The following is a 12,317-nucleotide window of genomic DNA, read 5'->3' as shown; positions in this document are numbered from 1 at the left end:
CGAACGAGCCTCGCGCCCCGAGCCACCCTGGTGTCCCGTACCACCCTGGTGTCCCGGGCCACGCTCGTGTGGCGAACCGCCCTCGCGGCGGGCGCCGTTCTCGCCGCGCTGCTCACCCCCACGGCCGCCGCCCGCGCCGACAGCGGCGGAGGCGGCGGCACGGACATCCCCGTCCTCACCGACGAGCGCGGCCGCGCCCTGACCCTGCGTGGCTGGAACGTCGAGGACAAGGCGGGCCGCGGTGAGCAGGCGCTGGCCGCCGTCACCGAGCGGCACTTCCGGGACATGCGGGCCCAGGGCTTCAACTTCGCCCGCCTGCTCGTCTTCTGGGACGACCTGGAGCCGCGGCCGGGCGCGTACAGCCAGCCCTATCTGCGGAAGATCGAGCGCGTCCTGGACTGGGCCGAGAAGCACGACGTCCAGGTCCTGCTCGACTCCCACCAGGACGTCTTCGGGCCGGCTTTCGGCCATCGGGGTGTCCCCGCCTGGGCCACCCGCACCGACGGGCTGCCCTTCACCCCGCACCCGGACGACTGGTTCGCCGAGTACTTCGAGCCGGCCGTGCAGCGCGCCTTCACCCATCTCTACGAGGACGAGGACCTCCGGCGGGCGCAGGAACGGATGTGGCGCGTCCTCGCCGACCGCTTCGAGCACCACCCCGCCGTCCTCGGCTACGACCTGATCAACGAGCCGATGGGCGAGCTGCGGGAGGGCGAGGACCTGCCGACCGCCGCACGGCGGATCGAGCGCGACCATCTGACGCCGATGTACAACCGCCTCGCGGACGCGGTCCGTTCGGTCGACCCCGGCACCTGGATCTTCGTGGAGCCCACCCCCATCGTCGGCGAGGGCGTGCCGACGGGCCTCGGGCGGATCGAGGACCCGAAGGTGGTCTACGCCCCGCACTTCTACAACACGGCGATGGAGGCGGGCGCCGACTACGACCCGGCGGCGGGCTGGATCGAGACGTACGAGCGGGCCGTGACCCGGTACCCGAAGGAGTACGGGGTCCCGATGGTCGTGGGGGAGTGGGGGCCGCTCAACAACTCCCTGCCGAACATGAACCACTTCTACCGGGACGCGATGGCCTCCCTCGGCCGCTACGGCTCCGGATGGGCCGGCTACGTCTGGTGCTACGGAGGCGGGTACTGCGCGGTGGACGGCTCCGGAGCCTTCCGTACGAACAAGGAGCTGACCGCGCAGCCGTACGCGGAGGCGGTCGCGGGCACGGTGCGCTCCTCCTCCTACGACCCCGACGCCGGCGTCTACCGGCTGGAGTACGACTCCGGGCGGCGCGGCTCCCGGTGGACGGTGTTGTCCCTGCCGCCGGGGCCCTGGACGGTCGAGGCGGGCGGCGGGGCGGTCGTGGTGCGCGAGGCGGCCGGCCGGGCCTCGCTCCTCGCGGCCCCGGCCGCCCGGGTGACGGTCACCGTCACCCGGGGCTGACACCCCCCTCAGCCGTGTCCGTGAAGTCCCGCCTGGTCCGTGACGCCTGGCACGCACGCTTGCCGCGTTGTCGTGATCACCCGAGTACGCCCGGTATGAGGGCGACCCTTCGCCTTGCGATCGCACGCACCGGACGCCGCGGGCCCTGCCCTGCGGGCGGACGGCGCTACCTTCCGGACACGACCTAGACCTTGCGGCGCGGCTGCAGCAGGGAGGTGATCCGGTCCGCGGCCGTCGACAGATGGCCGCGGGCCTCCGCCAGTTGCTCCGCGCTCACCCCGTGGTCGCGGGCCGCGTCGCGGATGTCGTCGCGGAAGCGGTCCAGGAGCCGGTCCAGGTCGCGGGCCGGGTCGCCCGTCGACTCGGCGTCCTTCGCCCACTCCGAGGCGGCCTGCTCGGGCGTCTCCGGCTGCCGACTCGCCTTGGGGTGCGTCGTGCCGGTGACCAGACCGCCCAGCTGGGCCGTGATGTCCGAGATGCCCTCCCAGACCCCTGACGGCCAGTCACCGCGGGCGAAGCGGTCCTGGACCTGCTCCTGGACCTGCTGGGCGATCCGCTGGAACTCCTTGGCCTGGCGGCGCGCCGACTGGGCCTCCGCGCGGGCCTGCCGGGTCTGCTCACGCCACTCCTGCTTGGCGCGGCGCAGCTCCTCCTTGACGTCGGTGAAGGAGGACGAAGAGGAGGAGCCACGCCGGGTCTCGCTCGCCGCGGCGCGCATCTCGCTGCGCAGCTTGCCCGCGGCGCCGCGCACGTCGTCGCGGATCTCGGCGGCCAGCTCGGAGACCGACTCGCGGATCTCCTGCTCCAGGTCGGCCAGTTCGCCGCCGCGCCCGGCGAGCTCGGCGCGGCCCGCGTCGGTGATCGAGTACACCTTGCGGCCGCCCTCGGTGGCGTGGGTGACCAGGCCCTCCGCCTCCAGCTTGGCCAGGCGCGGATAGACCGTGCCCGCCGAGGGTGCGTACAGCCCCTGGAAGCGCTCCTCCAGGAGGCGGATCACTTCGTAGCCGTGGCGGGGGGCCTCGTCGAGGAGCTTGAGCAGATAGAGGCGCAGTCGGCCGTGGGCGAAGACGGGCGGCATGTCAGAGCACCTTTCCGGATGCGGAGGGGGCGGTGTCGGCGGCGCCGTCCGCTTCGGCGGTCTCGATGGTGTCGGCGTACTCGTCGACCGGGTCCGGGCGGCGCAGCAGGGCGAGGGAGCCGGAGATCGTGGTCGCCCTGAGCGTGCCCCGGCCGGCGCCGAGTGTGCCGGTGATGCTCTTGGCGCCCCACTGCCCTCCCACCCGCAGGTCGTCGAAGGCGTTGGAGACGGAGCCGCTCGTGGTGTTCGCCTCCACCCGGGCGTCCGCCGGGTGCGGCAGCCGGATGGCGACCTCGCCGGAGACGCTGCTCAGCCGGATGTCGGCGGGCGGCCCCTCCAGGTCGGCGGGGTCGAGGTCGATGACCATGTCGCCGCTTACGGTGTCGGCCTTCACGGAGGCGCCCGCGCCCTCGATCACCGTGACGTCGCCGGTGACGGAGTTGACCCGCAGGGCGCCGGTGACGGACTGGGCCTCCAGGCTGCCGGAGATGCTCTCGGCGCGGACCGGCCCGGAGAGGCCGACGAGGGTGGTGTCACCCGTGACCCCCCGGACGTCCGTGCGGCCCTTGATGCCGGAGATCACCGCGCCGGCGCCGATCACGCCCACCTCGACGTCCGTGCCGGCCGGCACGGCCACGGAGACGACGGCCCGGCGGCGCAGGCCCTTGCGGTCGAGCCACTTGAGGAAACCCTTCCAGTGCAGGTCCTCATAGCTGACGGTCAGGGTCGAACCCTCCTGCGTCACGATCAGGGGCGGGCCCTCGATCTCCGAGATCTCCAGCCGGACGGAGCTCTCGTCGGTGCCCACGACGTTCACCGTGCCGTTGACGACACGCACCTGGAGCCGCGTCACAGGGTCGGTCAGCGAGAGTTTCCTCGGCTCGGCCACGGACCACTCTGTCATCGTGCTGACCTCCCGTATCGGGGACGCAACATATCGCGTCTCACACGAGACACGATATATCGCGGTGGGGTGAAGTCAACCCCGCCCGGTGCGGCCACGCGCGGCGCGGCGGCCCGAAGTGGCAGCTATACGGATGAATTGGCCTAGCGTATGAGCCATGAACGCGACACCCGGATCGCGCCCCGTCGGCGCGCTGCTGCTCTGCCGTGCCGAGCCCGCGGCGGTCCGCCCGCCGGCCCAGCTGCTGCGCGAAGAGCTCCTCCTCGCCCCGGCCGGCATCGACTGGAGCGTCCTCGTCCCGGAGGGAAAGCCCTGGGTCCACGGCGGCGAACCCGTCGAACGGGTCGTCACCGGCTGGGCCACCGCCCTCGCCGTCTCCGCCGCCGCCTGGCCCGTCCTCGCCCTCTGGTGGGACGGGGACCGGGCCGGATTCATCCTCGCCGCCGGCTTTCGTCGTTCCGTCGGCTACACCTGGCTCGCGGACGGCACCCCGGTCGGCGAGGACGAGGCCATGCGCACCTTCGCGGCCCGCCTGGCCCTCGACCCCGTCCTGGACGTCCAGGCCCTGGAACCGCTCACGGAACCGGACAGGGACGCCGACGCCCACACCCGGCTCATCGGGCTCACCGCCGTCCTCGCCCGCGTGGGCCTGGAGCTGCCGACCGGGCTCACCCCCGGCCACAGCGCCGACCGGCTCCGCTCCGTCGCACTCGCCCAAGGGGCCGAGGAGGTCGAATGGTCCGGCTGGCGCGATGCCGTGCGGGCCGAACTCGACGCGGTGGAGGGCGGCCGCCTCGGCCCGTACCTCGTCGGGCCGAGGGCCCGGCTGCTCTGCGCGGCCCAGCTCGGGGCGGGACTGCCGGTGCTCGCCTGGGGTCTCGCCCGCCGCAGTGGCGGCTGGACGACGGCGGGGGCGCTGCTCGTCGCGGACGGGATGCTGGGTCTCGCCTACGACCGTCTGCGAGGCCTTCCCACGAGGGAGTCAGGAGCGATTCCCCGCCGCTTCTCCTCGTGACTCCCGGACCCGGACCAGCCCTCCGGGATCCGGCTTCCCGGCTCCGGGGTCCTACTCGTCCTCGTCCTCGTCGTCGAGACGGGCCAGCCAGGTCGCGAGGCGCTCGACCGGCACCTCGAAGTCGGGGTTGAGGTCGACGAACGTCCGCAGTTGCTCGGCGAGCCACTCGAAGGAGACCTCCTCCTCGCCTCGCCGCTTCTCCAGTTCCTCGATGCCACGGTCAGTGAAGTACATGCGATCAGGATAGGCCGTGGGCTCCCGCGCCCCTCAGCCTCGGCATCGAACCGTCGGCGCGGGCCGGCAAGGTGATCGGCGTCTCGCGGACGGCGGCGGCACGGCATCGGTCTCCGCCCCCTGACCTGGAACGAACCAGGGCCCGCGCCGATACCGGGGTGCGACCCCGTCCCGGCGGCCGAGCTCAGCCGCGAGACGTTGCGCGGGCCCCGCCACGTCCTGGGCGACGGCCGTCCGCTGTCCCTCTCCTGAACGCCCGAACGGCACCGGACACGCCGGAGGCCCGGCACCCCTCTCGGGGTGCCGGGCCTCCGTACGTACCGGAACAGCGGGTCAGGCGTCGAAGACCTCGTTGACCAGCTGCTGCTGCTCGGCCTGGTGACGCTTGGCCGAGCCGACCGCGGGGGACGAGGAGTGCGGACGCGAGATCCGGCGCAGGCGCTCACCGTGCGGGATGTCGGCGCCGACCGCCAGGTCCAGGTGGTCGATCAGGTTGAGCGCGATGAACGGCCAGGCACCCTGGTTTGCCGGCTCCTCCTGCGCCCACAGGTACTTCTCGGCGTTCGGGTACTTGGCGATCTCGGCCTGGAGCTCGGCACCCGGCAGCGGGTACAGGCGCTCCAGACGGATGATCGCCGTGTCCGTGACACCGCGCTTCTGACGCTCGGCGTCCAGGTCGTAGTAGACCTTGCCCGCGCAGAAGACGACCTTGCGGACGTCGGCCGCGTTCACCGACTCGTCGCCGATCACCGGACGGAATCCGCCGGTGGTGAACTCCTCCGCCTTCGACGCCGCCGCCTTCAGACGCAGCATCGACTTCGGGGTGAAGACGATGAGCGGCTTGTGGTGCGGGTTGTGGACCTGCCAGCGCAGCAGGTGGAAGTAGTTCGACGGCAGGGTCGGCATGGCGACCGTCATGTTGTCCTGGGCGCACATCTGGAGGAAGCGCTCCGGGCGCGCGGACGAGTGGTCCGGGCCCTGGCCCTCGTAGCCGTGCGGCAGGAGCAGCGTGACGCCGGAGGTCTGGCCCCACTTCTGCTCGGCCGAGGAGATGAACTCGTCGACGACGGTCTGCGCGCCGTTGACGAAGTCACCGAACTGGGCCTCCCAGATGACCAGCGCGTCCGGGCGGGCCAGCGAGTAGCCGTACTCGAAGCCCATCGCCGCGTACTCGCTGAGCAGCGAGTCGTAGACGTTGTAGTGGGCCTGGTCCTCGGCGAGGTAGAGCAGCGGGGTGTAGTCCTCGCCGGTCTCCTGGTCCACCAGGACCGCGTGCCGCTGACCGAAGGTGCCGCGGCGGGAGTCCTGGCCGGACAGCCGGACCGTGGTGCCCTCCATGAGGAGCGAGCCGATGGCGAGGGTCTCGCCGAAGCCCCAGTCGATCGTGCCGTCGTCGATGGAGGCCGCGCGGCGCTGCATCTGCGGCATCAGACGCGGGTGGACCTTGACCCGCTCCGGGATGCTGACCTGCGACTCGGCGATCCGCTTCACGACCTCCTGGGAGACCGCGGTGGAGACGGCGACCGGGAACTCGGGCTGCGGTTCCGGGCTGTGCGCCGGAGCCGGCGCGGAGGTGGCCTCGCGGACCTCCGCGAAGACCTTCTCCAGCTGGCCCTGGAAGTCCTGGAGCGCCTGCTCCGCCTCTTCCAGCGTGATGTCGCCGCGACCGATCAGCGACTCGGTGTACAGCTTGCGCACCGAACGCTTCTTGTCGATCAGGTTGTACATCTGCGGGTTGGTGAACTGCGGGTTGTCGCCCTCGTTGTGACCGCGGCGGCGGTAGCAGATGAGGTCGATCACGACGTCCTTGTTGAACGTCTGGCGGAACTCGAAGGCGAGCCGCGCGACGCGGACCACGGCCTCCGGGTCGTCGCCGTTCACGTGGAAGATCGGCGCCTCGATCATGCGGGCCACGTCGGTCGCGTACATCGAGGAACGCGAGGACTCCGGGGCGGCGGTGAAGCCGACCTGGTTGTTGATGACGATGTGGACCGTGCCGCCGGTGCGGTAGCCGCGCAGCTGCGACATGTTCAGCGTCTCGGCGACGACACCCTGGCCCGCGAAGGCCGCGTCACCGTGGAGGGCGACCGGCAGGACGGTGAAGTCCGTGCCGCCCTTGTTGATGACGTCCTGCTTGGCGCGGACGACACCCTCCAGGACCGGGTCGACCGCCTCCAGGTGCGAGGGGTTGGCGGTGAGCGAGACCTTGATCTGCTCGCCGTCCAGGCCCGTGAAGGTGCCCTCGGCGCCCAGGTGGTACTTCACGTCGCCGGAGCCGTGCATCGACTTCGGGTCGAGGTTGCCCTCGAACTCGCGGAAGATCTGCGCGTACGACTTGCCCACGATGTTGGCGAGGACGTTCAGACGGCCGCGGTGGGCCATGCCGATGACGACCTCGTCCAGGCGGGACTCGGCGGCGGAGTCGATGACCGCGTCGAGCAGCGGGATGACGGACTCGCCGCCCTCCAGCGAGAAGCGCTTCTGGCCGACGTACTTGGTCTGCAGGAAGGTCTCGAACGCCTCGGCCGCGTTCAGGCGGCGCAGGATCCGCAGCTGCTCCTCGCGCTCCGGCTTGGAGTGCGAGCGCTCGACGCGGTCCTGGATCCACTTGCGCTGCTTCGGGTCCTGGATGTGCATGAACTCGACGCCGGTGGTGCGGCAGTACGAGTCGCGGAGCACGCCGAGGATGTCCCGGAGCTTCATCATCGACTTGCCGGCGAAGCCGCCGACCGCGAACTCGCGCTCCAGGTCCCACAGGGTGAGGCCGTGCTCGGTGATGTCCAGGTCGGGGTGCTTGCGCTGGCGGTACTCCAGCGGGTCGGTGTCGGCCATGACGTGGCCGCGGACCCGGTAGGAGTGGATCAGCTCGAAGACGCGGGCGGCCTTGGTGACGTCGTCGTCGTGCGAGGCGTCGATGTCCTTGAGCCAGCGGACCGGCTCGTAGGGGATCCGCAGCGACTTGAAGATCTCGTCGTAGAAGCCCTCCTCGCCGAGGAGGTAGTTCGCGACGACGCGCAGGAACTCGCCGGAGGCGGCACCCTGGATGACCCGGTGGTCGTAGGTCGAGGTCAGGGTCATGACCTTGGAGATGCCCAGCTTGTTCAGGGTGTCCTGGGAGGTGCCCTGGAACTCGGCCGGGTAGTCCATCGAGCCGACGCCCATGATGACCGACTGTCCGGGCATCAGACGCGGCACCGAGTGGACGGTGCCGAGGCCGCCGGGGTTGGTCAGCGAGACCGTGACGCCGGTGAAGTCCTCCATCGTCAGCTTGCCGACGCGGGCGCGCTTGACGATGTCCTCGTAGGCCTGCCAGAACTCGAAGAAGTTCAGGGTCTCGGCCTTCTTGATGCCGGCGACGACGAGCTGGCGGTCGCCGTTGGGCTTCACCAGGTCGATCGCGAGGCCGAAGTTCACGTGCTCCGGCTTGACCAGCGTCGGCTTGCCGTCCTTCTCCGCGAAGGAGTAGTTCATCGACGGCATGGCCTTGATCGCCTGCACCATCGCGTACCCGATGAGGTGCGTGAAGGAGATCTTCCCGCCCCGGGCGCGCTTGAGGTGGTTGTTGATCACGATCCGGTTGTCGAAGAGCAGCTTCACCGGGACGGCGCGGACGGACGTGGCCGTCGGCACCTCCAGCGAGGCGTTCATGTTCTTCGCGACGGCGGCGGCGGGGCCGCGCAGCGTGATCAGCTCCGGGCCCGCGGGAGCCTCGGAGGCCGCAGCAGAGGGCGCGGCGCCGGTGGAGCCGGTGCTTGCAGCGGGCTTCGCGGCGGGCGCGGGCGCCTTGGCGGGGGCCGGAGCGGCGGCGGCGGGCTTCGCGGGCGCCGGGGCGGCGGGAGCCGGTACGGCGGCCTGGGCCGGAGCCGCGGCCGGGGCGGCCTCGGCGGGCGCCGGGGCAGCGGCCGGCGCGGGGGCGGCCGGAGCGGCAGGTGCGGCCTGTGCGGGGCTCACCTGCGGCGCGGCGGCGGGAGCCTCCGTCGAGCCGGGCTTGTAGTCGGCGAAGAAGTCCCACCAGGCACGATCGACCGAATTCGGGTCCTGGAGGTACTGCTGGTAGATCTCGTCGACGAGCCACTCATTGGCGCCGAAGGCGGTCGCAGGGTTTTGACCCTGCCCGTCTTGGTCGGTGGAGATGCTCGAGTTACTGGGGGACTGAGACGACACGGCGGTAACCGCCCTCTTCCGCTTCACAAGGTGATGGACAGCGGAAATAAAGGCTACGCCTCCCTGGCCGAGAGGTGCAGGCCGGGCACTCCAACGTCGTGCAAGTCACACTTGACGGAGTGTTTCGGGGCTGGGAATGGCGGGAAACAAGCGTGGTTCTGCCCTCTCGCGGGTAAGCGAGAGCGCGGCTGCAGTCCGTTCCCGGGCGCATCCCTGACCATCTCCTGTCCACGTCCTGATCACCTACACGCAGAACGTGCCCTTCCGGTTCGACCCTACGTCAATCCCGCGCCGGGAGGCTGCCCGGAAGAGTGACCTGGATCCGGCACCCGCGTGACGATTCGGCCACTCCGATCTCCCCGCCGTGCAGATCCACCGCCCAGCGGGCGATCGCCAGCCCCAGTCCCGTACCGCCGTCGCTGCCCGGACCCGCCTGGGCCGGTACCTGTCCCCGGTTGAACCGCTCGAAGACGGTGTGCCGCAGCGCCTCGGGGATGCCGGGGCCCTCGTCCTCGACCTCCAGCGCCAGCGAGTCCCGCCAGGGCCCGCGCCGGGCCCGTACGGTCACCCGGCCGTGGGGCGGAGAGTGCTTCACGGCGTTGTCGATCAGGTTCGCCATCACCTGGTGGAGCCGCTCCGCGTCCGCGTGCGCGGTCAGTTCCGGCGGCGAGACGTCCAGGTGCAGATGGACGTCCGTACGGTTGTGGAGGCCGGAGCTGGAGGTGAGGCCGCGCTGGGAGGCGGCGAGATTGGCCTCCCTGAGCACCCCGGACAGATACGGCCAGACCTCGAAACGGCGTGCCCTCAGCGTGACGACACCGTTGTCAAGACGTGACAGGTCGAGCAGCGTCTCCACCAGCCTGCCCAGCCGCTCGGTCTGTTTCAGCGCCGTCCGCATGGTCTCCGGATCGGCCTCGGAGACGCCGTCGACCACGTTCTCCAGAACGGCGCGGAGCGCGGCGATCGGAGTGCGCAGCTCGTGCGAGACGTTGGCGACCAGCTCCTTGCGGTGCCGGTCGACGGCCTCCAGATCGTCCGCCATGCGATTGATCGTCGAGGCGAGGTCGCCCAGCTCGTCACGCCGGTCGGCGCCCCGCACCCGTCGGCTGAAGTCACCCCGCGAGATCGACCCGGCGACCGTGTTCATCTCGTCCAGCGGCGCCGTCAGCGACTGCGCCACGAATTGGGTGATCAGCAGGGTCGCGATCATCGCGAAGATCGTGATGTAGCGGAACTCCGTGGAGGTCCGGATCGCCACCAGCGCGAGGCACGAGGTCAGCAGAACCGCCCCGACGACCAGCGCGCCCAGCTTCGTCTTGATCGAGATCACCAGGCGCCGCCCGGCCCGGCGCCGCTCGGTGCGGTGCTGCTCGCCGCGGTGCTCGGTGCGGTGTTCGGCGCGCGCCCCCCGCCGGCTCACGGCGCCGGGGTCTCCAGCGCGTATCCGACGCCGTGGACGGTACGGATCCGCTCCGCGCCGATCTTCCGGCGCAGCGCCTTGATGTGGCTGTCCACCGTCCGCGTCCCGGAGGCGTCCGCCCAGTCCCACACCTCCGCGAGCAGCTGCTCGCGCGAGAGGACCGCGCGCGGGGTGTTCGCCAGGCAGACCAGCAGGTCGAACTCGGTCGGCGTCAGGTGCACGTCCTCGCTCCGGACTCGTACCCGGCGCTGCGCGTGGTCGATCTCCAGTTCGCCAAGGCGCAGTATCCCGCTGCGCGGGGTCACCGCCGCGAGCGCGGCCCGCTCCACCCGGCGCAGCAGCACGTGCACGCGCGCCGCCAGCTCCCGCATCGAGAACGGCTTGGTCATGTAGTCGTCGGCGCCGACGCCGAGCCCGACCAGCATGTCCGTCTCGTCGTCACGCGCCGTGAGCATCAGGACCGGAACCGGCCGCTGGGCCTGGACCCGGCGGCACACCTCCAGACCGTCGAATCCCGGCAGCATCACATCGAGCACCATCAGGTCCGGCTGCCACGCCTCGGCGGCGTCCACCGCGGCCGGACCGTCGGTCGCCGTCTGCACGAGGAAACCCTCCGCCCGCAGCCGTGCGGAGATCGCATCCACGATCGTCGTGTCGTCCTCGACGACCAGCACCCGCCTCTGCGCGCCCGGAGTGGCCGCCGCACCGTGGTGAGTGGTGTGTGTCTGCTCCATTGCCCCGCCTCGCATCGCTGATGTCGGCCAGCAGCCTAGAGGCACCGGCGGCGTCCCGGCTACGCAGGCCTGACGCCGAGGTGCACCACGTCGGGGACGCCCCGGGCAACGGGGATCTCTTCCGTCCGTACCCCGCTGAATCCGGCATTCCGCAACGACTCCTCGAAATCCGGGGACGGCTGGGCGGACCAGACGGCGAGGATCCCGCCGGGGTTCAGCCGGGCGGCGCAGGCCGCCAACCCCTCGGCGGAGTACAGCCCTTGGTTGTCCTCGGTGACGGTCCAGTCGGGTCCGTTGTCGATGTCCAGGCAGAGGGCGTCATAGGTGTCGGGCGAGGTACGGACGTACTCGACCAGATCCGTGTGCAGGATCACGCACCTCGGATCGGCGAGCGCGCGGCCGGAGATGGCCGCGAGGGGGCCGCCCCGGTGCCAGTCGATGATGGCCTCTTCGCGCTCGACGACCGCGATCCGGCTCCAGCGGGGGTCCGCGGCGGCGTGCGCGAGGGAGAATCCGACGCCCAGCCCGCCGATCAGGACGGACGGGCCGCCGTCCGCCCGCTCCGCGGGGAGGGCGCCCATCGCCACGTCGATCAGCAGCCGCTCGGAGCGCCCGTCGGAGGTGTCCATGAGGAACGTTCCGTTGGCGATGATCTCGAAGTGTTCCGCGCGTCGGCGCAGGACGACTTCTCCGTACGGGCCCTCGCGGCGGTCGAGGGTGACGGGGTTCGGCATGTTCACTCACTCCGGTCTCGGCTCGGCGGACGGTCCCGGCCATCCTCGCCGGGAGGGGAGGGCGGGGACAAACCGATACCGGCGAGACGGAGTTGGTCACGGCGGCAGACGCACGACGCGGGCGGAGCGTGCCGGGTGGCGTACCGGAATCGCCGCGCCCCGGCGCTCACTGGCGTACGGGGCGGGCGCCGCGGGTCGCGAGGAGCGCCGTGCCCGCGGCGAACGCCCCCACCGCCACCGCCCAGGCGGACACCTGCGGGCCCGGCTGCATCGGCCACGCCCACACGGCCGCCGCACCCCCCGGCGCGGACGGCGCCGTCAGGTAGACCGAGCCGAGGTACACCGTCACCGGCAGCCAGCTCAGCCGAGCGCCGACGATCGCGGCCGCGGCGGCCGCGACGCCCACCGAGCCCAGCGTGTTGCGCACGATCGCCGGCCCGCCGAACGCCTCCGGATGTCCCGGTACCGCGAGCCGGAGCAGGGCGCCGGCCAGGGCGGTCAGGGCGAGGACGTGCGCCGCACGCCGCAGCGGCCAGCGCAGGGCCGACGTCCGGTCCAGCTCGTCGCTCGGCGCGTACAGACTCGTGC

General features: G+C 71.5%; 10 protein-coding genes. 2 read left to right on the top strand and 8 right to left on the bottom strand.

Annotated features, from left to right (window positions below; genetic code table 11):
- The first annotated feature begins 66 nt into the window (after positions 1-66).
- Entirely contained in the window at positions 67-1,446 is a 1,380-nt protein-coding gene (locus IE136_RS13510) for a cellulase family glycosylhydrolase (protein WP_189600588.1), read from the top strand.
- A 184-nt stretch (positions 1,447-1,630) separates the two neighbouring features.
- On the opposite strand, the gene IE136_RS13505 is transcribed toward IE136_RS13510, so the two are convergent.
- Together IE136_RS13505 and IE136_RS13500 are read right to left on the bottom strand one after the other, a co-directional pair.
- Positions 1,631-2,524 (bottom strand): PadR family transcriptional regulator, encoded by an 894-nt coding sequence (locus IE136_RS13505; protein WP_189600456.1) that lies wholly within the window; start codon positions 2,522-2,524, stop codon positions 1,631-1,633.
- A 1-nt stretch (position 2,525) separates the two neighbouring features.
- Positions 2,526-3,428, bottom strand: a complete 903-nt coding sequence (locus IE136_RS13500; RefSeq protein WP_158990343.1) for a DUF4097 family beta strand repeat-containing protein — start codon at positions 3,426-3,428, stop codon at positions 2,526-2,528.
- A 157-nt stretch (positions 3,429-3,585) separates the two neighbouring features.
- Between IE136_RS13500 and IE136_RS13495 the strand changes: the two genes are divergently transcribed.
- Complete coding sequence (locus tag IE136_RS13495; protein ID WP_158990345.1) at positions 3,586-4,443, top strand: hypothetical protein; 858 nt, start codon at positions 3,586-3,588, stop codon at positions 4,441-4,443.
- A gap of 51 nt (positions 4,444-4,494) precedes the next feature.
- On the opposite strand, the gene IE136_RS13490 is transcribed toward IE136_RS13495, so the two are convergent.
- From IE136_RS13490 to IE136_RS35585, 6 genes are all read right to left on the bottom strand, one after another.
- A complete protein-coding gene (locus tag IE136_RS13490; RefSeq protein WP_037695221.1) occupies positions 4,495-4,677 on the bottom strand; it encodes a DUF6104 family protein in 183 nt (60 codons plus the stop codon).
- Between the two features lie 333 nt (positions 4,678-5,010).
- Positions 5,011-8,841, bottom strand: coding sequence for a multifunctional oxoglutarate decarboxylase/oxoglutarate dehydrogenase thiamine pyrophosphate-binding subunit/dihydrolipoyllysine-residue succinyltransferase subunit (locus IE136_RS13485; protein WP_158990347.1), 3,831 nt, complete (start codon positions 8,839-8,841; stop codon positions 5,011-5,013).
- Positions 8,842-9,121: 280 nt separating this feature from the next.
- Positions 9,122-10,261, bottom strand: coding sequence for a HAMP domain-containing sensor histidine kinase (locus IE136_RS13480; protein ID WP_506417208.1), 1,140 nt, complete (start codon positions 10,259-10,261; stop codon positions 9,122-9,124).
- Positions 10,258-10,995 (bottom strand): response regulator transcription factor, encoded by a 738-nt coding sequence (locus IE136_RS13475; protein WP_158990351.1) that lies wholly within the window; start codon positions 10,993-10,995, stop codon positions 10,258-10,260. The genes IE136_RS13480 and IE136_RS13475 overlap by 4 nt, the downstream gene beginning before the upstream one ends.
- Before the next feature lie 59 nt (positions 10,996-11,054).
- Positions 11,055-11,729 (bottom strand): spermidine synthase family protein, encoded by a 675-nt coding sequence (locus tag IE136_RS13470; protein WP_158990353.1) that lies wholly within the window; start codon positions 11,727-11,729, stop codon positions 11,055-11,057.
- 166 nt (positions 11,730-11,895) lie between these two features.
- Positions 11,896-12,317, bottom strand: a 422-nt coding sequence (locus tag IE136_RS35585) for a hypothetical protein (protein ID WP_229818828.1), incomplete at its 5' end; no start/stop codon positions are given.

This window comes from Streptomyces lateritius, from assembly GCF_014649715.1.
GTDB lineage: Bacteria > Actinomycetota > Actinomycetes > Streptomycetales > Streptomycetaceae > Streptomyces > Streptomyces lateritius.
This window is presented reverse-complemented; position numbering and strand designations above follow the sequence as displayed.